Origin of the sequence: Prauserella sp. PE36 (genome assembly GCF_003311655.1) — a bacterium.
Lineage (GTDB): Bacteria > Actinomycetota > Actinomycetes > Mycobacteriales > Pseudonocardiaceae > Prauserella_A > Prauserella_A endophytica.
This window is the reverse complement of record NZ_QEQT01000079.1, coordinates 25,280-46,489: the sequence shown is the minus strand read 5'-3', so window position 1 is coordinate 46,489 and position 21,210 is coordinate 25,280. Positions and strand designations below refer to the sequence as shown.

Genomic DNA, 21,210 nt, shown 5'->3' with positions numbered 1-21,210 from the left:
CCGATGCCGGAGACGATCTGGGCGGCACCCCGCGTGGGATCGGCAGAGCTGGCGCCGCTGACATCCCCGAAGCCGTAGGCGGACAGCAGCACGAACAGCGTGGCACCCCACAGCAACCAGGGCATTGGTCCGCAGCCCCACCATCCGGGCCCGATACTGCCGCTCGAAACCGATCAGCGCGCCCAACCCGACGCCAGCGCCGACACGCAGCGCCATCTCGACGGTGCCCAAGTCATCTTCCGCTCGCGTCGTCATGATCAGCCCCTGGCCGCCCCGCCCGAACGCCGCCACCGCAGCCGATGCGGCTCACAACCACGCTCGCCCGCCACGCAGGTACCTCGCCTTGACGACCTGGGCCGCCACGACATAGCTGAACAAGATCGCCAGCAGCCAGGGGAAGTAGCCCAGCGGCAGCGCCGCCATCCGCAGCGCGCCCGCAAGCTGCGACCACGGCAGCAGCAGGCCAACGAGTACCACCGCTACTGCGGCGGCCAGCACCGGCCGAGACGGTGCGCCGCACGGCGTCCAGACCTGCATCCCGGTCTGGCGGGTGCGCAGCACGAGCAGGATCAGGACCTGCGAGAGCAGTCCCTCGATGAACCAACCTGCCTGGAACATCGCCTGCTCGGCGGGGCTGTCGATGTCCAGCAGCCACCACAGCACGGCGAACGTGGCTAGGTCGAACAGCGAACTCAGCGGGCCGAAGGTGAGCATGAATCGGGTCAGGCCGCCGGTGTCCCACCGCCGTGGCCGGCGCAGATAGTCCTGGTCGACGCGGTCCCAGGGCAGCGCCAGTTGCGCCGCGTCGTAGAGCAGGTTCTGCACCATGAGCTGGATGGGCAGCATCGGCAGGAACGGTAGCGTCGCGCTGGCCACCAGGACACTGAGCACGTTGCCCAGGTTCGAACTCGCGGTGATCTTGACGTACTTCATGGTGTTGCCCAGCGTGCGGCGACCCTCCACCATCGCGCGGGCCAGCACCGTGAGGTCCTTGTCCAGCAGGATCAGATCGGCGGCGTCCTTGGCGACATCGGTGGCGGTGTCCGCAGCGATCCCCACATCCGCCGTCCGCAACGCCACTGTGTCGTTGACCCCGTCCCCGACGAACCCAACCGCGTGCCCGGCGTCCCGCAGCGCGGTCACGATCCGCGCCTTGTGTACCGGATTGACCTGGGCGAAGACCGTCGTGCGCGCCACGAGCCGACGCAGCTGCGCGTCGTCGGCATCCTCAACCTGCGTCCCCAGCACGATCTCGCCCACGGGGATGCCGACCTGGGCTGCCACCTGCGCTGCGACGTGCCGGTTGTCACCGGTGAGGATCTTGACCGTGACTCCGTGGTCGGCCAGGGTCCGCGCCGCGTCGGCCGCGCTGTCGCGCACCGGGTCGACGAACCCGACAAACCCGACAAGGACAAGGTCGTGCTCGTCACCCTCGTCGTAGCCGCTCAGCCGGGCGGGATACTCGCAGGCGGCGACGGCCAAGATCCGCATGCCGTGATCAGCGTAAGCGCGCACGACCTCGCCAGCCTCGCGGCGATCTGCTTCGCTGAGCTCGACTACCTCGCCGGCCCGCCGTGCGTGGGTGCAGCGGGGCAGGATCTGGTCGGGGTCGCCCTTGGTGATCAGGATGTGCTCGCCGGGCTGCTGTCGCACCACCACCGTGGCGCGCCGCCGGGTGTGGTCGAAGGGGATCTCGTCGATCTTGGTGAACGCCGCGTCGGTGACCAGCGGCGCGTCGTCGGTGGCGAGCTGGTCGATGATGGCTTCGTCGAGCCGGTTGTGCGGGCAGGTCTGGAAATGCACGGCCAGGTAGGCGTACTCGGCGGCCTCGCCGTCCGGCCGTCCGGCCGGGTCGATACTGTGCGCGTAGGCCACCCGGTCCTGGGTGAGTGTGCCGGTCTTGTCCACGCACAGCACGTCCATGCCCGCCAGGTCTTGGATGGCGTTGAGCCGGGTGATGACCACCTGCTGGCGGGAAAGGTGCACCGCGCCGCGGGCCAGGTTGGCGGCGACGATCACGGGCAGCATTTCCGGGGTCAAGCCGACCGCGACCGCGACCGCGAACAGCGCGGCCTGCGCCCAGTCGCCGGTGACGGTGCCGTTGACCGCCAGCACGATCGGCGCCATCACCAGCATGAACCGCACCAGCGTCCAGCCCACGGCGCGCACGCCGCGGTCGAAGCTGCTCTCAGGGCGGGCGTGCCGGGCCTGCTCGGCCATCGTCCCCAAGTAGGTGCGCGGCCCCGTGGTGATCACCACCGCGGTCGCGGTGCCGCTCAGGATCGACGTGCCGGCGAAGCACACCGACGACAGGTCCGCGATCTCGCCACCGGTCCGGCCGCGGGGTTGCCGATCGGGCACAGGCGATGGTGGACCCTTGCGCACCGGCAGGGTCTCCCCGGACAGCGCGGACTGGTCGACCAGCAGCGCGTTGGCCGCCACCACCCGCGCATCGGCCGGCACCAGATCCCCCGTCGCCAACACGATCACGTCACCCGGTACCAGGTCCTCTGGCGGCACCTCCCGCTCGGTCGGGGCGAGCCCGTCACCGGGCCGCCTGCGCACCGTAGTCGTCGTGGTCACCAGCGCCCGCAGGCCGCGTAACGCCTGATCGGACCGAACCTGCTGCCACCACCGCAGCACCACACTGAGCAGCACCATCACGCTCACGGTGACCGCACCACGCAGATCCCCGAGAACGGTGAACACCACGCCCAGCCCGGTCAGCAAGGCCACGAACGGGCTAGCCACCGCGGACCGCGCCCGCCCCACCCACACCGACCCTTCGTGCCGCTGCAGCCGATTGTCGGCGCACACGGCCGACCGGTGGGTTGCCTCCTGCTCGGTCAGCCCTTTCGGGGAGCTGGACAACCGCTGAAACAGCGTGATCGGGGCCGCTGTCGCCAGCTCCCGCAGCTCCGGGTCAACCCAGGACACCACGCCGTTCGCCACCCGGTTCACAACCCATCTCCAGGCGACTGAGGCGTCGTGATCACCGGAGCCAGCCCTTCCGCTTGATGTAGGCCAGCGGAATCAACGCCGCCACGAGGGTTAACAGCGTGGTCACCAGGAAGCCGTGCTCCCATTCCAGTTCCGGCATCCAGGTGAAGTTCATGCCGTAGAACGTCGCGATCAGCGTCGGAGGCAGGAACACCGCGGTGATGATGGTGAACACCTTGACGATCTGGTTCTGCTTCACATCCAGCGACGTCATAATGGACTGCTGCAGATAACGCACCTTGTCGTGCTCGAAACTCGCGTGTTCCTTCACCCCGTCGATGTCGGCGATCAGGATGTCGATCAGCTTGCCCAGCTCCACCTCGCTCGCCGCGGTCTCGGCACGCAGGTACCGGGCGGCACGGGCCAGCAGCAATTGCGACTCCTGGGAGCGGGACACGATCTCCTCGGCCTCGTTCATTCGAGCGATGGTGTCCTGCATGTCCATCACCCCGATGTCCCGCCCGTTCTCGTCCACCCCCTTCGTGGCCATGTCGATCTCGTCGGTCATCGCCTCCAGGGCGTCGCTGGCGTAGTCGATCACCCGCTCGGCGGCCTCGTTCAGCGCGTACAGCAGCGCATACATCACCCCGTGCGGCGACCCGGCCAGGTGCGGCGTGCGCCGCATCCGCGCAACGGCCTTGTCGAACGGCGCGAACCTGACTTCTGGTTGCAAGGTGACGAGCACGTCGTGGCCGAGCGCGAACACGACCGCCTCGCGGCTGATCGTGTCCCCGGTGCGCAGGTTGACGACCACGGGCAGATAAACGAAGTCGTCGGTCTCCCACACCCGACCGTTGGCCGCCGCGAAATCCACCCCCAGTCCCTCGATCCGCTCGGCAGCCACCTGCGGATCACCGGCCGGAACCTGGACCCAACGACGACGCAGATCGACCGGGTCGAACCGAGTCCGTTCAGTCCGAGTTTCCATGACGTCTCCTAACCTGAATTGTGGTGCCGAGTAGGCGAGGTCACTGGCCTTGCGACGAATGACCGGGCGACGTTGACGACGTGCCGACCTCTTTCATCTCCGGCTGCAGGTAATGCACGGCGAGCAACGCCGCGCAAATAAACAGGTACAGCGCGATCGTGAAAAAGATAGCTTGCCGTTCTAGATTGGGCCGTTTGCGTGCGGTCCTGGTGTCTCGGTTGAGGCTGACCATGTCTCTCCTTGAGAACTCGCGAGTAGGCAATCGTCCGTGGCTGACGTGATTACGAGGCACGCGGCCAGTGGTCCGCGATCTGCACAGACAAGGACCGAAGAACCGCGCCCTTCGAGGGAAGATGCACAACCGCTGGCCGTCGGGCCGTCCTGGCGTGCACGCGCAGATCACCGTCAACGCGCAGCGCGGTGGCCGGCGCGGTGTGCCCAGCGGGTACGGACCCGGGGCGAGCCCAGACGGCGATCATGCGCCGCCCCGCGGAGTCAGTGGGATCCACGGTCCACCGCGCGCGCAACCCGGTCGCGGCGGACGTGTGACGAAGAACGTGCATGGTCATGCCAGCTACTCCCCTTCACTTCAGGGGCGCGCGCACACAAACCAGACATGGCGACAAACCGGAAGACCCCCGGCTGCTAACTCCGAATCCCGACCGCCGCTAGATCAGCCGGAAATAGCCATCGTAGACTGAAGCCGCGAGGGAACAGCAAGAGGGGATCGTCCAGTCAAGTCGGGACTGTCGTCCGGCATGTGCCGCTCACCTCGCTTTCACACTTGTCGACAGGAAGCAGTGAGCGCGCAAGGCTCACTGCTCGGCTCGCCCACTCTACCCGCCGTACGCCAGCGACAGTCAAGCACTTGCACAAGTGTTGTCATGTGGGTCACCCTACGCACCACGAGACGAAGGGATACTGGTGCCCGCTTCCCCTCCGCACGACCTGGTCAACCATCCGTTGCCGCCCGAGCTTCTCCAGGATGCCGCCGCCACGTTTGGGCTGCTGTCAGCCACCGTGCGCCTGCAGATCGTCTGGCTGCTGGCCGGCGGCGAACGAGACGTCGGCACGCTCGCCGCCGAGGTGGGCCAGACCGTGGCGGCAGTCAGTCACCACCTGGCCAAACTCAAGCTGGCCGGGCTCGTGCGAGCTCGGCGGGAAGGGCGCCACCAGGTCTACCTGGTCGACAGCCCTGTTGTGGTCGAGATCGTCCAACTCCTCGTCGGCGACCGTGACGACTTGCTCCGCCGCCCCGCACGCAGTAAGCGGCGCTCGCGCCGCGCGTAACCACCTACCGATGCCGTCAACGTCACCGACCGCGATTCACGCCGACCCTACCGTTACCGGGGTCCACTGAAGCATTGCCTGTGGGAGAGTTCGCCAGCCCGGCGTGGTTCGGCATGCTGGTCGTCGTCGCCGCGCTCGCGGTCGGCTACCTCGCCGCCCAACGCCGCCGACGCCAGCACACACTGCGCTTCGCCAACCTCGAACTACTCGACCGAATCGCCCCACGACGCCAAGGCCTCACTCGCCACCTCCCAGCAACATTCACCCTGCTCGCGCTGACCCTGTTCACCATCGGACTGGCCGGTCCCACCGCCGACGCCCAAGTGCCCCGCGACCGGGCCACCGTGATGCTGGTCCTCGACCAATCCCTGTCCATGGGTGCCACCGACGTCCAGCCCAGCCGCCTGGACGCCGTCAAGGTCGCCGCCACCGATTTCGTCAACGGCCTGCCACGCGGGATCAACCTCGGACTGGTCACCTTCGCCGGGACCGCCACCGTCCTCGTCACGCCAACCAGCCTCCGCGAGCCCGTGCTGCGCGGCATTCAGCAAATGAGACTCTTCGAATCCACCGCCACCGGCGAGGCGCTGGCCGCCGCCTACCAATCCATCCAGCAGATCAACCAGCTGCTGGCCAGCGCCGACGGCCCACCACCAACGCGCATCGTGCTGCTCTCCGACGGCCGCAAGAACGTCGGCCGCGAAGTCGACGGGCCAGCAGCGGACTGCAAGAAGGCCGGAATCAGCATCGACACCATCTCCTTCGGCACCACGAACGAGTCAGTCACCATCGACATCCAGGGCAAGCAAGTTCCGGTCCCCGCCGACCCCGAAACCATGCAACGCATCGCCGAGGTCTCCGGCGGCCATTGGTACGACGCCCCCAGCGCCGAGGCGCTCCGCGACATCTACAGCACCATCGGCAGCCAGGTTGGCTACGAGACCCAACGCGTCGATGCCAGCAAACCCTGGATGATCCTCGGCACGCTGCTCTCCGTTGCCGGAGCGGCCACCGCACTTCGGCTCAACCAACGCATCCCCTAGCACCCCCAAGACGGAAAGCCTTGCCCTTGAGCGGATTCAGCGCCCACTGGTGGTTCCTACTGCTGGTCGTGGACGGTGCTCTCGTAGTCGGCTATCTGATCGCGCCCGCGCAAGCGCACCGTGCGGTTCGCCAACCTGGAGTTGCTCGACCGCGTCGCGTTAGCAAGCCAAGGGAAGCGGCGGCATATCCGACTCCGCAACGGCAGACGCGGCCACAACGCCGGCATCGCCACGCGCGTGCGGTCCCACCTGGACGATCACGTCCGAACCGGACAAGCGCTGCCCGGTCACCAGGGGCGGCCGAACCAGGTGTACTCGGTTGTTCCCGCGAGCGCGGCGGTGTGGAACACCGAGTCACGGTGCCCCGCGCAGCAGACCGGTCGGGCTCATGCCGACCTCGGCGGCGTTGAACTGCAGCAAACTGGCCCGGCTGCTGCAGATCTCCTGATACGTCGTGATCGCGTTCCTGTCCGGCACCTTCGCTGCCCACGCCCGCTTCAACGGCACGGTGCTCACCGACCCGCGACGGCTCCAGCGCCTCCTGCGACGCGACGACCCGGGCCATCTAGCCGGCACGTTCGCCACCTGCGTGTTCAACCGTGACAAGGCACTGTGCCATCCACACGGCGATCACCACGGAACCCGCCACCCTGATCAACAGGATGGCCAGCGTCACGACCGGCACGACGGTGGTCAGCCGACCGTGACCGACTGCCCGGCAACCGCACTGCGCCAACGTCGCCCTCACCGCCGCCAACACCATCGCACTGCGCGCTGAGCGCGATCGACTGGACCAGCGGCTACGGCGCAGCCTGCCACCGTTGCTGCGGCACCGGCTGCGCGGTCACCGCGACCACATCGACAGGTTCCTCGACCGCCATAGTCCGGAGATTCCGTGAGCCGCCGCACCCGACTGCCCGGCATCGAGCAGGTCCGCGCCGCTATGGCTGAAATGAGCGAGGGCACCGGCTGGCCGTGGCAAACCCGCTACGGTATTGGCGCTCGCCCGCCGACTCGGGCTGGCCAACACCACCTTCCGCCGCCACTTTCCGCCGCCACTTTCCGACATCGCCGCCGAACTGACCCGGCAGCGGTCCACAGGCCACGCCACGGACACCGTGCAGCAGGCGGTCGGGATCAGTCGGTTCGAGCAGCTGCGGCGGGACAACGACCGGCTGCGGCGCGCCAACCAGGAACTGGCCGCACTTCTCGACCCTGGCCGCTGCCAGCACGGCCAGCATCCGACGCCTCGCACTGGACAACCAGCACCCCGCGAGGGCCTGCACGCCGCGGGCAGGATGTCAACACTGGCCCCCGCGCCCGGCACCCGCTGACCGCGCCGCGACCGGAGAAGAATGCCGACCGATCGCGGTGCACAGCGAGTCGAGGACAGACCATGATCCCGGCCCCGGCCCGTGCACGCCACGGCCTGGCGCGGCAGCGACCACGTCAAGGGCGCAGGGGCAGCAGTGCGGTCAACCCGGTCAGCCGGATTTTGCTCCGCACCGCCGGTGAGGGGTGGATGCGCAACGTCAGGCCGGTGTCGCGGCAGTCCCGTGCCAGGGCGAGCAGTGGGGCCAGGGTCTCCAGCGTCAGGTACCTCACCGCGGTGAGGTCCACGATGACACCGGTAGCCGCCTGGGATCGGGCGGCTGTGGCCGCGGCCGAGAGTGCGGCGGCGGTCTCCGGGCCGAGCTCGCCGGACGCTCGCAAGGTTGATGGCGGTGGGAGCGCGGAACGCTGACGCCGCAGCCCTGGAGGCGTCCTGATCTAGCCAAGTTGCTCAAGGTGTCCCTGGATGAACTGGACATCCTGCTCAATCCGCCGGGGTCAAAGATTGCGGCTGGCCACACCTCGGCGACGCGGCGTGAGGTCATGGTGGATGCGGCCCTTCTCACTGGTGTGGTTGCCGCCGACCACATGTTGGGCACCCGCAGCGAGGAGCCACTGCGGCGTCATCGGACGACCCTCTCTAGCGCGTCAGCGCGGGTTGCAGATCTCCATCGGAAGTATCAGGCCGCGCACTATGGCGACGTTGCCCGGCGATTGCCTGAAGTCAGTGCGGCGGTTGACGCCCTGGTAGCCGACGGGCCAGCGCGAAAACGGCGAGAAGCGCTCGGTCTGCAGTGCAGTGTGGCCATCGTGGCGGCCAAGCTGGCGACCAAAGCGGGCGACGGTGAGGCGGGTTGGGCCGCAGCCGAGCGGGCTCGGGAGGCGGCCGAGTCGGCCGAGGACACCTTTGGCCTCGCCGCTGCGGCATATCAGCGGGCGTGCGCTCTGCTGCGCGCGGGCAATGGCGAGAACGCTGAGCAGATAGCAGTCTCCGCCGCCGAGCTGCGAGGCCAGGACCCGCAGAGTGCAACCTGGCGAGGTGCGTTGACCCTGATTAGTGCGGTCATCGCCGCACGCCGCAACGATTTTGCCGCAGCAGGCGAGCGGCTCGATTACGCCGATGCACTGGCGCGGCGGCTCGGCGCTGACGGCAACATCGGGTGGACCGCATTCGGCCCAACGAACGTGCTGATCCATCGCACGTCAGTGGCGGTCGCCCTGAATGATCCCCGAGGTGCACTCGCGACGGCAGAGCAGTTGGACATTACCGCGTTGCCGGTCGGCCTGAACGGACGCCAGGCTCAGTTCCACCTGGACAGCGCGTGGGCGCACACGCAGCTAACCGAAGACCCGCAGGCGGTGATCCATCTGCTGGAAACTGAGCGGGTTGCACCCGAACTGGTCCGGGCCAACCCGAACGCTCGCTCGTTGATCGAGGACCTGCTCGCCCGCGAGCGCCGCCGTGACGTGCCGGCCTTGCGCGGTCTCGCCTTGCGCGCTGGAGTCGCGGCGTGAATGTCGATCCGCGGTGGCTGTACTTGGTGACCTCAGCTGCTCCGCCCGTGTTGCGGCTCGACGAATTCGTTCCCGCGCTGTACGCCGACGGCTGGTCCGTGTGTGTGATCGCGACACCGACTGCGGCGTCGTGGATCGACCTCGACGCCTTGGCCGCAGCCACCGGATGTTTGACGAGGGTGCACCCGCGCCCGCCCCGACAGCAGGAAGAGTCGCTCCCGCGAGCCGAAGCGGTCCTGGCTGCCCCGGCGACCTTCAACTCGATCAACAAGTGGGCAGCGGGCACCAGTGACACGCTCGCGCTGGGCGTGCTCAACGAGATGCTTGGTGCCGGAGTCCCGATCATCGCGGCTCCGTGTGTCAAACCGGTACTCCGCCAGCATCCTGCTTACGCCGACAGCATCGCCCGGCTCACAAACGTCGGCGTGGTGTTACTCGATCCAGACGCCATAACCAGGCGCGCTGAGGATGGTCTGGCGACTTTTGACTGGTCACAAATCATCGCAGCTCTACGCGACACAACAAGGTCTGTTGTAGACAGGTAGCGAGGCGCGTGCGCTGCGACGGTTCGACTTTCCGTTGTCATCGCATACGCCTTATCGACTGTCCAATGTAGATCAGCGAGTGGTTCGATCGTCCAGTAGCTGTTCTCGATCACGCCAGCCCAAGCGGAGCAAAGTGAGCGCACTTGCTGACAACCGGGGGCCAAGCCGGTCGATGGCCTCTGCCGTGAACGGCATGTCGGTTCGTCCGCCGCGGCCGATCACCCGTCCCTCGTCGTTGGTGTCCACGAGATCGGCGAACAACCGGTCGAATACCACGTCGTCGACCACGGCCAGGGTCATCTGGACGGCCCCGAGCTCCAAGGGCTCCATCGCCAGGCCGTAGTGCCAGAGTCGAAGCCCACCCTCGGCGCGTGCTCGATCAAATGATCGGAACGGCTCCTCATTTGCGTAGTCGATCGGCCGGGACGTAGAGCCGTCGTGCTCGGGGTTTCCGAGGAACTCCTCGGAGAACTCGCGCATGATGTTGCGCCACAACGAGAAGTCGTTGCGCACGTCGGCCAGATCGACCGAAGATGGCTGGAATTCACCGGCTGGCATCACGTGGCACAGGCCGCCGCCGTCCGCGACCTTTCCGCCGTCGCGCTCGTGCAGCACGAACCGGTGCTGACCGTCCGACCGGTCACGCCGGATGGTCAGCGTGCTGATCCCCGGCGACATCAGCAGCCGCTGAGGGTCGAAAGGATCACCGATCGCCGCGCGCAGGGGAAGAGCGCTCCAGTCGGGCACTGAGCGGTTCGAGGCCAGCCACGCACCCTTGAACTCGTGCGCGAGAGCCTGCTTGACGTCGAACACCTCGAAGAAGGTGGTGGTTCCGAAGCTCAGCGCCAGTCCGTGATCGGATTGCAGGTCGAGTAGCCGGTAGCTCAGCCGGTTCTCCAGCAGCCGTGGTCGGACGAGATCCCGCACCGCTCGGCTGTAGCCCGCGTACAGCTCGCCCCGGTCGGTCAGCGGCAGGACGTGCTCCAACGATCCCAGCGGGCGAGTCGGTCGCTGCCCGTCGGACCACACCAGCCGCACCGACTCCAAGGGGACTGGCTGCTCAAGCAGCCAGCCGGGACCGGCGAGCACGTGACCGCCGGGTGCCCGTTGTGATTCCGGATAGAGCCAGGCCGCCAGTTCGGTCAGCTCGCGGCCTCGTACCCCTGGCGCGTTTCGCACGCGGAGCCATTCCTGCTGGCTGCGCCGTACGTCCGCTGGAGCGGCCTTGTTCGACGTCGGGGTGGCAGACCTGGAGCCGGTCTGGCGTTTCGTCCGGTGCAGGATGTCGTCGAGTTCAGCGAGGGAGATCCGCAGGCTTGTCGCGAGGTCCGGTCGTTGCCATGGCTGGGGTGCTTGGGTACCCCGTTCCCATCGGCCGATGGTGCCGCGGTCGATACTCAGTTGTTCGGCGAGGCTCTCCTGCGTGAAGCCAGCGGCCAGGCGGTACGCAGCCAGCGGACTCACCGACTCGCCCATCAGCAGACCACCCCGTCAGTCACCGGCGCATCGTACCGACATCTCACGTATGTGCAGGTCACAGGGGTTGCACGGAACCCCTTGATCGGAGCCTGGTCACAATGTCGACGCCGCCGGGAGGCGACCGAGGATGGGCACCGGTACGAAGTTCTCCGCGTAACGCACGCCGATTCGGGAGCCCCATAGCCGGGCAAGGATCTCGGCCATGGGACCGAAATGGTCGCTGATCGGCTGCGATGTGTGGGCCGCGAGCGCGCGCTTCTTGATCTCGTAGGTGTCGGTGATGTCCATGGTGGTGTGTGCGGGTACGGGGCCGTCGGCGGTGAGGCTTGTTGTAGGTGTCGGCGGTGTAGACGCGGCGTGGGTAGCCGATGGCGATGAAGACGTCGGGCAGGGCGGCGACGAGCGTTTCAGCGAGACTCCGGTGATCGGGGTGAACGTCGCGGAGGGGGTGAGTGATGACAATCTCGGGTCGGACGGCGAGCAGCAGTTCGCGCAGGGCCGTCACCGTGGATTGGTCGTACTGGTACAGCTTGGCCCCCAGGATCGCCGCTCCAGCCGCTGCTTCGGCATCCCGCACTGGTTCGGAGTGATGCGGGATCGCGATGGTGACGGCGGCCCCGGAGGCGGAACAACGGGCGAGGGTTCCGCCCGCCCAGAGTTCGGCGTCGTCGGGGTGTGCCATCACGGTCAGCACCGACGCCGGAGCGGTGAACGGCGAGGCGGTCACCAGAGCCCGAGTTTCTCGATGACGTCGGCCGGCTTGGGCAGCTCGCGCGTGGGGTGGCCGGTCGGGTGGTGTGGGAGGTCGAGGTCGGTGCGCATCCGGATGAGGTCGCGCCAGGCGAGCACCTGCTCCCAGGCGTCGATGACCTTGGTCTTCTTCGCCCCGGTCAGCCGTCCAGAGGCGAGAAGCTGGTCAAGGCGCAGCCCGCCGGCCAGGAGCTTGGCGGCCGTGCCTTCACCGATCCCCTTCACCCCTGGGATGTTGTCGGCGGAGTCGCCCTTCAGCGCGCAGAAGTCGGGCCACTGGTCCGGTGTGACGCCGTAGCGGTCGACGACCTCGGCCGGGCCGATGTGCCGTCGGCCGCGTTTCATCACGGTGTTGAGCGCGTGGACCCGATCGTCGACGAGTTGGTAGAAGTCGCGATCGCCGGACATGATCCGCACCTGCCGCTCGGGGGCCTGATTGCGGGTGGCGGTGACGAGGGTGGCGATCACGTCGTCGGCTTCGGCGGTGTCAATCTCGATCCAGGCGATGCCGTAGTCGGTCAGCGCCCGCTGGACGTGCGGGATTGCGCGCAAGGGTTTGAGCGCGGCCTCGTCGAGGACGCGGTTGGCCTTGTAGTCGGCGTCGCTGTCCTTGCGCTCGGCGGCGCCGTGCTCGCCGTCGAACACCACGAGCACCTCGGGTGGCTCGGGCAGTTCTTCGCGGATGGCGACGCGCAGGAGGGCGAAGAACCCGAACTCCGCGGTCAGGTCGCGGGTCTTGTCGCGAGAAAGGATCGCGGCGGGGAACCCGAACGCCGCGCGCCAGAGGAGGTTGTGACCGTCAACCAGGAGCAAAGGGACGCCAGCAGGCATCACCGCACCGCCTTTACGAATGTCTCGGCGACTGTGGTGGGCAGATAGTCCCGCGAGCGGTAGTACGCAGCCCTGGATAGTTCGGCGTAGCGTATCGGATCTTCGAGCAGATGCTCGGCGGCGCGCCATAGGCCGTGCTCGCCCCACGATCGGGGGACGATCACCCCACCGGCCCCGTCACCGGTGCCGACCAGGGCGGGCAGATTGCCCACGTCGAAGGCGACCACAGGGGTGCCGACGCTCATCGCCTCGAGCGCGACCAGCCCGAAGGTCTCGCGCAGCGAGGGCACGATCACCACCGCGGCCTGCGCGAGCCAAGACGGCACCTGACGCCACTCGAGGCCGCCGCCGTGGATGGTGCCGAGTTTGAGGTGGGCAGCCAAGTAGCGGCACTTGTCCAGTTCAGCCGCCTGGCCGCCGGCGGCGATCTCGAATCCGGCCTCGCCGACGATCACCTCGATCGTTCGATCGACCAGGCGCCCGGCGTCCAGCAACGTCCGGACGTTCTTCTCCGGCCCGAGCCGGGCCAGGATCCGGATCGGGCCGGACCGTCGCAGCGCTTCCCGTCGTGAGTCGGGTGGCGGTGCGTGGTCGTGGAGCAGGGCGTTGGGCACGATCTGCCAACGGTCGGTGTCGTAGCCGCGATCGTGCGCCTGGTCGAGCACGATCTGGGACGGCGCGATGACCAGGTCGGCGCGGTCCAGGGCGGGCTGGAGGTCTTGGTCGTGGCCGACGACGTGCATCGCCAATACCGAGCGCGCCCGGCTGACCGGCGCGGCTCTACCAAGGCCCCACAAGCCGTCGGTATAGACGGCGACGTCGACCCGGTTCTTGCGGTACAACTCGCACAGCTCGGCGGCGAGCAGGGCGTCCTGCCCGTGGGTGCTGATCGCGTCGCGCAGTTCATCGTCGTCGCAGGGGAAGTTGACGCCCACCGAGCACACTCTCACCACGTTGTCGTCCGGGGTGTCGGTCGGGGCGGCGGTCAGGATGAGACTGCGGTGGCCGAGCTGGCGTAGGCCGTCCGCGAGGGCGGCGGTGGCCCGTTCGATCCCGGCCGGCGCGTTCGGGGTGTAGGAGGCCAGGACGAACGCGATGGTCAGCGGGGGCTGGCTAGGCATGGCAGAGGGCCTCCTCCGGGTGCGGCAGCGGGGTGGTGCCCTGGTCTGCGGGCGGCTTCTCCCAGGGGAAGACGACCCAGTCCGAGACGGTCCAGATCGAGTAGTCCGGCAGCGTGGTCGCCCCGGTGTTGAGGCACAGGACTGCGGTCAGCAACTGCGAGCTCGGGCTGAGCAGAGGCGCGAGGTCGTGCCGGAGTCGGCGGAGGGTGGCGCCACTGCCGCAGATGTCGTCCACTACCAGCACTCGGCCCTTCATCCGTTGGCCGTTCAGGGCGCGTGTCAGCGGGTCGAGGTCGAGTGTCACCTTGCCCGTGGCCTGCTGGTAGGTCGCGTCGCCGATGTTGTGGCGGGCGTTCACCATGCGGGCTTTGATCCCGAGTGTGGAGGCGATCATGCGGGCGGGTGCGACGCCGCCGTTGGCAATTCCGATGACGTGCTGGACCGACTGGTGATCGCGCAGGATCGCGCCGACCAGCAGCGTGGTGGCCTCGCGGAGTGCGTCAGGTGTCAAACGCCAGATCTGGTGGTGCTCGAAGACGCGTCGCGCAGTGGTCATTCGTGGTCCATTCGTTGAGGGACAAGGGATATCGCGTCAGCGACGTGGTCGCGGGGTCCTATGCGCCTCGGAGTTCACGCAGGGCTTGCACGAGTTCGTACATCGGAGATCCGGCGATCCCCGCGAGTGCGGTCAGCGCGTGGACGTCGAGTTCTTCGACAGGAGCGCGTCCGACCGGGCATTGGCGGGCACGGACCGTGGCCCATCGCTGGAGAGGCTGCAGCCGGGGGTCGGTCGTGTGAGCGAGGGCCGACAGGTCGACCTTGACGCGACCGTCGTGATCGCTGCCGAACGCGAGGGCGGTCGCGCGGAGCAACATCTGGTCCGGCCGCTGTTCCAGCACGGCGCACAGTTCGACCAGCCGCTCGACGGACAAGCGGCGCGTGCCGAGCTCGTAGGTGGCGAGGGTTTGCAGGGACACTTCGTCCTCGTCGTCGGCGCCCATCTCGGCGCGCATCTGTTTGCGGGTCCAGCCGCGTTCTTTCCGCGCGCTCCGCAGCAGATCTCCCAGCACGCGCGCGAACTGATCGAGTTGTTCGCTAGTCGGCGTGTTCATCGCCTGTCCTCCCGTGGTGCGTTGCGTGCTCGCAGCTGGGCTGGTTCGACGAGGTACGAGGAGTCGTTCATGCCGAGCCATCCCGCGTAGTCAGTGCGAGATCGTTGATCTCAAGCAGCGGGCGGCGGGAGGTAATGGCCTGCGAGCCCGGCTGGTTGCGCCACACCTGGCCGTCGGCTCGGATCACGGTGAAACCCCCGGCTGCCTCGCGGGTGCGCAGGCGCACGGGTACGGCCGAGATGGTGGTCAGGTCGGCGAGGAGGTCCGTGGCCTCGTCGTCGGTCAGCTGCTCAGTGTCGGCCAGAGCGGCGCCTTCCCCGATGGGGAGCATCTGCAGGAAGGTCACCCCGTGCACGCCGAGCGCGGCGGCCAGGTCGACCATCGCTCGGACGCCGGCTCGCGCGGTGGAGCGCAGGAGCACGGTCTGGATCTGGGTCGGGATGCCGTGGGCAACCGCCGCGCGGATTCCGGCGAGGGCACGCGCGAAGCTGCCCTTGCCGCGCCAGTGGTCGTGGCGTTCGGCGTCCGGGCCGTCCAGACTGACCCGCACGGCGTCCACGCGGGACGCCAGGGATTCGGCGCGGCGTGCCAGGTGGGTGCCGTTGGTCGTGACGCTGACCGCGCAACCGCCCGCGACGAGCACGTCGATCAGCTCGGGCAATTCGCGCAGCAGCAGTGGTTCGCCGCCGGAGATGTCCACGCCCATGACCGCGGACTCGGCAAGCAGGCGCGCGATGCGGTAGCGGTCGGGTCGGGCCAGTTCGGACACGGACTTGTCGTCCAGGCAGTGCGGGCAGGCGAGGTTGCAGCGCACCAGGGGTGACCAGCAGAGGCTGATCGGCATGTCGGCGTGCAGGGCCGCCGGGTGAATCTCCGGCCAGGAGTCGAGGTCGGCATCGGACAGGCGGACCCGGCCGGAGCCGAGTTCGGCATCGGCGCGGTAGGTCAGCCCGGTCAGCGGGTCATGGATGATGAGCCCGGTATCGTGCGTCCGCGCTGTGAAGGTGCGCGTCGTGGCGGTGCGTCGCTCGGTCACAGCGTGTCCTGCGGTGGCAGCATCGTCGGGGCGTACAGCTCCTCGAACGGCTTCGGTCCGACGTACTGGCGGCACGTGCAGGGCACCCACTGGTTTCCGATCCAGGTGCCGCCCTTGGTGCGCGCGTCCTTGTGCAGGATCTGGCCGTGGCACTCCTTGGTGTCGGGGTCGTGCTGTTCCAGTCCGTGCGAGCAGCCGCAGAACGGTTTCGGCGTGGTGTCTGCCGGTGCTCGGCGGCGGGTCAGCTTGCCGGCCAGCAGCCCTGCGGCGAACAGGCCAGCGCCCACCGCGAGGGAGATCGGGTCGATCATCGGGCAGCGTCTTCTTTCTCGTTGGTGCCGTCGTCGCGGCGTTCGATGCTGGCGGCCGTCGCCAGGACTGGTGGTGTCATCGCAGTACCTCGCAGGAACTCAGCAGCTCGGACATCTCGGCGGTGAATGAATGGGAGCGGCCGGTCGGGGCGGGCCGCCGCATCAGGTCCCAGTAGCGGGCCAGGGTGTCGGGCCAGGTAGCGAGCTTGCGTTGCCATTGCTGGTCCGCGTCCGGTGGATCAAGGTGGAACCCGACGGCCTGCCTCAGCGGGATCACCAGCAGGCCGGTGGCGATCAGGCACGCACCGAGGTAGGTGTCTTCCATGCCCCAGCCGATCCGTCCGAACTCGGGATCGAACCCTCCGACGTTGAGGACGGCGGCGCGGGGAACGGCGACAAGGGCGGTGACGACCATGCGGGGTAGGTCCCAGTCGACATAACGCTGGCCGTAGCCGAGGTCGACGAAGTCGTGCGTGTGGTCCAGGGGGCGGCCGTCGAGGCGCTCGGTGAGGGTGATGCCGGTGTAGAGCAGCGGACGGCCGACCGGGGGCCGCCACACGACCCGGTGGTCGGCGGCGAGGTGCGGGTGATCGGCCAAGACACCGCGCCCTCCTTGATGCAGGTCGTAGCGGAGGTTGTGGCGGAATCCGACGAGCACCGTGGTGTCGGTGGCACGGGCGGTGATGTCGGTGATCACGTGTGGGGGCAGGACCATGTCCGCGTCGAGGTAGAGCACCGTCTGCCCGCGCGCGAGTGCGGTCCCGAGGTTGCGCGCGGTGGCCGCGCCCATGCGCTCTGGGAGCCGTACGACCGTGGTGACGATCGGGTGTTGGGCGGCGATGGCGGCCGTGGTGTCGGTGCTGGCGTCGTCAATGAAGATGACCTCGAACCGGTACCGGTGGTGCTGGCTTTCCAGGGCGTCCAGCACGGTCGGCAGGCAGTAGGCGACGTTGTGGGCTGGGACGACAACCGAGAGGGTGCGCACCGCCGCCAGTGAGAGGTCCGACGGCGTGGGCTCGTGCCAGCCGATCCCGGATATGGCTTCCCAACTGCGGGTGCTGCTGGTGTGGAAATTGTTGCGCCGCAACAGATCCTCGTACAGAGAGGTCACGCCCACCCCCAGCGGCGCAGGTAAGTCAAGCCGTCCTGCCATCCCCAGGGGTCCGGGACGATCGCGACCTGATCGAATCGGTCGAGGTGGTCGAACACGCGCTGCAAGGCGAGCAGGTACAGCGGCTCGACCATGATCAGCATGTGCCGCAACGACGGTGTCTCGGCGAGTTCGGCGTCCAATTGCGCGGAGACCGTCTGCTCGTGCAGGCGCACGGCTTCGGTTCTGTTCGTGAGCCGGTGGTCGTAGGTGCTGATCGGGTCTTCGGGATGCAGCAGGCCGTGTGCAGCCGAAAGGATGCGGATGCGGGCTCGGCGGGCAGCGTCGGCAGCGAAGTGTTCACGCGCGTTCGGGACGCACGCGCCCTGGTAGAGCGCAAGCGCCGCAACCGGGACGCTGGTGACGAGCTTCTCCCGCGAGCAGTTGAGGATGATCAACCCCTCGTCGGGACCGAGGTTGCGCACCGTGGGCTGTCGGAATGTCATGGTTCCCGCACCACCCGCAGCCCGATGCCGCGTGAGCGCAGTTCAGCGGGGGCGGCGTTGAGGAAGGTGCATTGCGCGTATAGCGGCGGCGCGGCGTACGAACCGCCACGGATGACGACCCCGTCGCTCATCGCGGTGCTGGCGGTCCACTCCCACACGTTGCCCGCCACGTCGAGCACGCCTTCGGGCGTCGCTCCGTCGGGATGCGTGTCGACCGGGGTGACCGTGCCGTGCCCGGAGTCCCGGAGATTCGCGAACGCCGGTTGCCACGGCGCGTTGCCCCAGGGCCAGCGTCGGCGATCCGCCCCAGCAGCCATCCACTCCCACTCCACCGAACGCGGCAATCGCCCGCCCAACTTGCTGGCGATCTCGACCGCCTCGGCGTGGCCGATCTCGGTGACGGGGAACCGCGGCCCGAGGCCAGGGTGTTCGCTCGGCAGGTGCCCGTAGGCGATCGGGGTCCGCGTCCACAACAAGGTCGGGACCGGGACCGTGCGCGCGTCGTCCCCGAAGACGCAAACTCCGCCGGCGATCTCGATCCATTCCAAGTTCATTCCTCAACCACCGATCAGGAACAGGTCTTCGACGTTGACGTCTTCACGGATGCGACTCTTGACCTCGTTGGGCCGCAACCGAAGCGACAGGAGCGCGTCGCTGATGGCGTAGAACGCCTCCTGCGCGTCCGCGCGGGTTCGGGTGAAGGCGAGGTAGTTGTCGGCGAACCGGACCACGCGGAGCCCGGACACCTTCTTGTCTACTTGGGACAGTCGAAGATTGATCAGCATGGGAGCAAGGCCAGAACCCGGCGCGATCGGGCTCGGCATCGCGGCCAGCGCACTGCGCAGGCGGGCAAGGAAAGTGCCGTCGTGGATGTACTCGGCGTGCCAGTCGATTACTTCCTCGAGCGTCGCCCCTTCCGACACCGAGGCGACGTCCAGGTCGGCAACCCATCGAAAGCCCGCTTGGTAGTACACGGCGGCCTGACGTAGGGACGTGATGCGGTTGCGGCGTGGACGGAACCCGGATACCCAATCGCGGAACGCGTTCGCTTCCAGCACCGGCTCGACGGCGTTGCGCAGCGCGCGGTGCACCAGTCGATCCCGCGCAGTGGGGATGGCGGTGTGCAGTTGTTTGCCGGTGTAGGTAGGTAGCTGCACATCACGGACCGGTCCGGGTTGCCAGGTTCCCTCAGCAAGCTCGATAGCCAGCTGCGGCAACGCGGTGCGTGCCTCGCGACGAAGTTGGCCCCAGGTCATTCCATCGGCGCCGGGGGCCGAGGCTCGCCGGCCGCATTGACGCAACGCGCGACGCAGGTGCGACTCGGACAGCAGGGGCATCAGCGCGTGCGACTGCGGTCCGGCGGCGGAGGGCGCTGGTGTGGTCCCGGCCCGCTGCGCTACCGTGCTCAGTGCTTGGGCGGCAGGAACGATCCCCTCGCCACGCTGTACCGGTTCGCAACCCAACACGCGCGAATCGTGGCGCGGGGAACGACGGCCCCGCCCAGGCCCAGCCGGTGAACCGAGTTCTTCCCCCGCCATCACAGTCACCTCCTCACGCGCACCGGTAGTTGGTGGGGTCGGTAATGCCGTTCTGCTCGAACGCTTCCTTGCGTTCGGTGCAGGTTCCGCACGTGCCGCAGTGCGCCGCCTCACCTCGGTAGCACGACCACGTCCGCTCGAATGGAACGTTCAGCGCCGCGCCGATCCGGACGATGTCGGTCTTGCTCTGGGTGAGAAACGGGGCGAGGATCTCGAACTCGTCGACCAGCAGTCCCTCATTGGCGGTGCGGGCTGACCGGGTGAACCGCTCGACGAACTCCGGTCGGCAGTCTGGGTAGATGGCGTGATCACCGGCGTGCGCGCCGAACGCCACCACATCGGCCTTGTGCACGATCGCGACCGCGACCGCGATGTCGAGCATGATCGCGTTGCGGTTCGGGACGACCGTGGCCCGCATCGACTCGTCGGTGTAGTGCCCATCGGGCACCGACACCTCGGTGTCGGTCAGGGCCGAGCCGACCAGCAGCCGCCCGAGCATCGCGAGCTCAACTGTCTCGTGTGGACAGTTGAGCAGTCGCGCGATGTCGGCCGCGTGCTCCAGTTCGACTCGGTGCCGTTGGCCGTAGTCGAAAGACAACAGCGTCAGCTCGGCCCCGCGCGCGGCTAGCCAGTACGCCAGCACGGTGGAGTCCAGCCCGCCGGAAGCGATCACGATGGCGTGGCGTGGGTGTCGGTGTTCAGGAGTGCCGATCGGCATCTTCACCACGTCCCGCACAGCGAGGACGTCGAGCGGGCCGCGCCGACCACTGCGGTCCACGGTGGAAGGGTCATCTGTGGCTGCGGTCGTTCAAGCCACCGCACGCCTTCGTCCACGTTGTCCAAAGCGGGGAGCAGGACACTGTCGCCTCGCCGTTTCCACCCGACCTGGATGCGCACCAGGTCGTCCCAGGACGACATGCGCATGGTCGTCCGTGGCTGGGTGAGGAAGATCCAGTCGTCGGGATCACCGGGGACCACGATGATGGGTGCGCGCAACATGTGGCGCGCAAGGAAGTTGTTGACCTCCCCGGCGAATCCGGCGCGCATGATGAGCGCGTCCACGGTCGTGCCGAGCCGAAGGCGCACGTCGCCGGTGACACTGTCGATGGTGGTTGGCCACGCGAACACGTCGGTGTAGTCCCGCGCACGTTGGTCGGATTGATGCTCGGCCAGGGTGGGTTGGTCGTCGATGACGGCGGTCATGAGTCGGTCCTCCTCGAGAGGGATGGGTGCTGGTGGCGGCCGGGCGGAAGGCGTCGTGGAACCGCTTCCGCCCGGCCGCAGTCGGTGGCACGAGCGCGCGCTCGTCCGAAGGCAAGGCAAGGAATCCGGCCTGGCCTCAACATCTGGCTAGACGGCTCCCGCTCGGTGAGGCGGGTGCTCGGCGAGCAGCACCTCACGCAGTGCCGCCCGGAGCTGCCCGGCCTCGGCGTTGGTCAGCCGGGCGAGCCGTCCGCCGGGCAGTTCGATCTCGACGTCCGCGGGAGTGCGCCGCCGTAGGTGCAGCGCGGACCGCTGGCCGTCGCCGTCGCGGCAGTCGACTTTGCGGTGGTGCCATCCCAGCCTGCGAAGCAAAGTCGCGGCGGGCACGGTCTGACATGACCGCCTCATGGGCCGTCGGTCTTTCTGATCATCCCCAGGCCGTGTGTTCCGGCGGTTGCGATCGCGTGCCGCAAGACGCGGTTGGGGGGCTGGCGTGGCGCGCGACGATGCGAACCGGCGTAGGCGGATTCGGTCTGCTGCCGACGCCGCCACGCGAACCGCAACAGGCAACAGACAAACG

At 68.0% G+C, this 21,210-nt stretch carries 25 protein-coding genes and 2 pseudogenes; 6 read left to right on the top strand and 21 right to left on the bottom strand.

Translation table 11 applies throughout. The features are described 5' to 3' along the window. Positions 1-3 precede the first annotated feature (3 nt). From DI005_RS39095 to DI005_RS21345, 4 genes and pseudogenes are all read right to left on the bottom strand, one after another. Positions 4-144 (bottom strand): annotated as a pseudogene (locus tag DI005_RS39095) (hypothetical protein); the annotation flags it as partial. Between the two features lie 162 nt (positions 145-306). Then, the gene (mgtA, locus tag DI005_RS21355; protein WP_233520238.1) at positions 307-2,961 is read right to left on the bottom strand and encodes a magnesium-translocating P-type ATPase; all 2,655 of its coding nucleotides are present in this window, start codon (positions 2,959-2,961) and stop codon (positions 307-309) included. Between the two features lie 31 nt (positions 2,962-2,992). Beyond that, positions 2,993-3,844 carry a CorA family divalent cation transporter gene (locus tag DI005_RS21350; protein WP_158303258.1) on the bottom strand — a complete coding sequence of 284 codons (852 nt, stop codon included), beginning with the start codon at positions 3,842-3,844 and terminating at the stop codon, positions 2,993-2,995. Positions 3,845-3,968: 124 nt separating this feature from the next. Then, complete coding sequence (locus tag DI005_RS21345) at positions 3,969-4,160, bottom strand: hypothetical protein (protein ID WP_113643299.1); 192 nt, start codon at positions 4,158-4,160, stop codon at positions 3,969-3,971. Between the two features lie 692 nt (positions 4,161-4,852). On the opposite strand from DI005_RS21345, the gene DI005_RS21340 reads away from it, so the two are divergent. The 4 genes from DI005_RS21340 (at position 4,853) to DI005_RS21325 (ending at position 7,595) form a co-directional block, all read left to right on the top strand. After that, positions 4,853-5,218: a helix-turn-helix transcriptional regulator gene (locus DI005_RS21340; protein WP_233520237.1), complete on the top strand. Its 366-nt coding sequence runs from the start codon at positions 4,853-4,855 to the stop codon at positions 5,216-5,218. A 74-nt stretch (positions 5,219-5,292) separates the two neighbouring features. Continuing rightward, the gene (locus tag DI005_RS21335) at positions 5,293-6,261 is read left to right on the top strand and encodes a VWA domain-containing protein (RefSeq protein WP_113643298.1); all 969 of its coding nucleotides are present in this window, start codon (positions 5,293-5,295) and stop codon (positions 6,259-6,261) included. 454 nt (positions 6,262-6,715) lie between these two features. Next, entirely contained in the window at positions 6,716-7,039 is a 324-nt protein-coding gene (locus tag DI005_RS37980; protein ID WP_147263892.1) for a hypothetical protein, read from the top strand. Between the two features lie 217 nt (positions 7,040-7,256). Next, the gene (locus DI005_RS21325; protein WP_113643296.1) at positions 7,257-7,595 is read left to right on the top strand and encodes a hypothetical protein; all 339 of its coding nucleotides are present in this window, start codon (positions 7,257-7,259) and stop codon (positions 7,593-7,595) included. Positions 7,596-7,710: 115 nt separating this feature from the next. Here DI005_RS21325 and DI005_RS21320 read toward each other — a convergent pair whose 3' ends face one another. Then, positions 7,711-7,974, bottom strand: coding sequence for an STAS domain-containing protein (locus DI005_RS21320; protein WP_158559860.1), 264 nt, complete (start codon positions 7,972-7,974; stop codon positions 7,711-7,713). A gap of 75 nt (positions 7,975-8,049) precedes the next feature. On the opposite strand from DI005_RS21320, the gene DI005_RS21315 reads away from it, so the two are divergent. After that, positions 8,050-9,108: an XRE family transcriptional regulator gene (locus DI005_RS21315; protein ID WP_233520236.1), complete on the top strand. Its 1,059-nt coding sequence runs from the start codon at positions 8,050-8,052 to the stop codon at positions 9,106-9,108. Then, entirely contained in the window at positions 9,105-9,653 is a 549-nt protein-coding gene (locus tag DI005_RS21310; protein ID WP_113643294.1) for a flavoprotein, read from the top strand. Before DI005_RS21315 ends, DI005_RS21310 begins: the two co-directional genes overlap by 4 nt. 72 nt (positions 9,654-9,725) lie before the next feature. On the opposite strand, the gene DI005_RS21305 is transcribed toward DI005_RS21310, so the two are convergent. The 16 genes and pseudogenes from DI005_RS21305 to DI005_RS21235 all read right to left on the bottom strand — a co-directional run bounded on the left by DI005_RS21305 (position 9,726) and on the right by DI005_RS21235 (position 21,038). After that, a complete protein-coding gene (locus DI005_RS21305; protein ID WP_113643293.1) occupies positions 9,726-11,129 on the bottom strand; it encodes a helix-turn-helix transcriptional regulator in 1,404 nt (467 codons plus the stop codon). 96 nt (positions 11,130-11,225) lie between these two features. After that, positions 11,226-11,420 carry a hypothetical protein gene (locus DI005_RS39090; protein WP_233520248.1) on the bottom strand — a complete coding sequence of 65 codons (195 nt, stop codon included), beginning with the start codon at positions 11,418-11,420 and terminating at the stop codon, positions 11,226-11,228. Positions 11,421-11,583: 163 nt separating this feature from the next. Further along, positions 11,584-11,814 (bottom strand): annotated as a pseudogene (locus tag DI005_RS39085) (GlcNAc-PI de-N-acetylase); the annotation flags it as partial. A gap of 41 nt (positions 11,815-11,855) precedes the next feature. Next, positions 11,856-12,713, bottom strand: a complete 858-nt coding sequence (locus tag DI005_RS21295) for a 5'-3' exonuclease H3TH domain-containing protein (RefSeq protein WP_233520235.1) — start codon at positions 12,711-12,713, stop codon at positions 11,856-11,858. Continuing rightward, complete coding sequence (locus tag DI005_RS21290; protein WP_113643291.1) at positions 12,713-13,834, bottom strand: glycosyltransferase family 4 protein; 1,122 nt, start codon at positions 13,832-13,834, stop codon at positions 12,713-12,715. The genes DI005_RS21295 and DI005_RS21290 overlap by 1 nt, the downstream gene beginning before the upstream one ends. Next, on the bottom strand, positions 13,827-14,390 hold the full coding sequence (locus DI005_RS21285) for a phosphoribosyltransferase (protein WP_113643290.1): 564 nt from the start codon (positions 14,388-14,390) through the stop codon (positions 13,827-13,829). Before DI005_RS21285 ends, DI005_RS21290 begins: the two co-directional genes overlap by 8 nt. 58 nt (positions 14,391-14,448) lie before the next feature. After that, positions 14,449-14,946 (bottom strand): helix-turn-helix domain-containing protein, encoded by a 498-nt coding sequence (locus tag DI005_RS21280; protein WP_113643289.1) that lies wholly within the window; start codon positions 14,944-14,946, stop codon positions 14,449-14,451. 67 nt (positions 14,947-15,013) lie between these two features. Next, positions 15,014-15,982 carry a radical SAM protein gene (locus DI005_RS21275; protein ID WP_113643288.1) on the bottom strand — a complete coding sequence of 323 codons (969 nt, stop codon included), beginning with the start codon at positions 15,980-15,982 and terminating at the stop codon, positions 15,014-15,016. Next, entirely contained in the window at positions 15,979-16,293 is a 315-nt protein-coding gene (locus DI005_RS21270; RefSeq protein WP_113643287.1) for a hypothetical protein, read from the bottom strand. The genes DI005_RS21275 and DI005_RS21270 overlap by 4 nt, the downstream gene beginning before the upstream one ends. A 76-nt stretch (positions 16,294-16,369) precedes the next feature. After that, positions 16,370-17,404, bottom strand: a complete 1,035-nt coding sequence (locus DI005_RS21265; protein WP_233520234.1) for a glycosyltransferase family 2 protein — start codon at positions 17,402-17,404, stop codon at positions 16,370-16,372. Further along, a complete protein-coding gene (locus DI005_RS21260; protein WP_233520233.1) occupies positions 17,401-17,868 on the bottom strand; it encodes a DUF6884 domain-containing protein in 468 nt (155 codons plus the stop codon). The genes DI005_RS21265 and DI005_RS21260 overlap by 4 nt, the downstream gene beginning before the upstream one ends. A 17-nt stretch (positions 17,869-17,885) precedes the next feature. Further along, positions 17,886-18,443 (bottom strand): SUMF1/EgtB/PvdO family nonheme iron enzyme, encoded by a 558-nt coding sequence (locus tag DI005_RS21255; RefSeq protein ID WP_113643284.1) that lies wholly within the window; start codon positions 18,441-18,443, stop codon positions 17,886-17,888. Positions 18,444-18,446: 3 nt separating this feature from the next. Further along, a complete protein-coding gene (locus tag DI005_RS21250; protein ID WP_233520232.1) occupies positions 18,447-19,355 on the bottom strand; it encodes a reverse transcriptase domain-containing protein in 909 nt (302 codons plus the stop codon). An 85-nt stretch (positions 19,356-19,440) separates the two neighbouring features. After that, positions 19,441-20,145, bottom strand: a complete 705-nt coding sequence (queC, locus tag DI005_RS21245; protein WP_113643313.1) for a 7-cyano-7-deazaguanine synthase QueC — start codon at positions 20,143-20,145, stop codon at positions 19,441-19,443. A gap of 2 nt (positions 20,146-20,147) precedes the next feature. Further along, positions 20,148-20,630, bottom strand: coding sequence for a hypothetical protein (locus tag DI005_RS21240; RefSeq protein ID WP_113643282.1), 483 nt, complete (start codon positions 20,628-20,630; stop codon positions 20,148-20,150). Between the two features lie 147 nt (positions 20,631-20,777). Further along, positions 20,778-21,038: a hypothetical protein gene (locus DI005_RS21235; protein ID WP_113643281.1), complete on the bottom strand. Its 261-nt coding sequence runs from the start codon at positions 21,036-21,038 to the stop codon at positions 20,778-20,780. Positions 21,039-21,210: the final 172 nt, after the last annotated feature.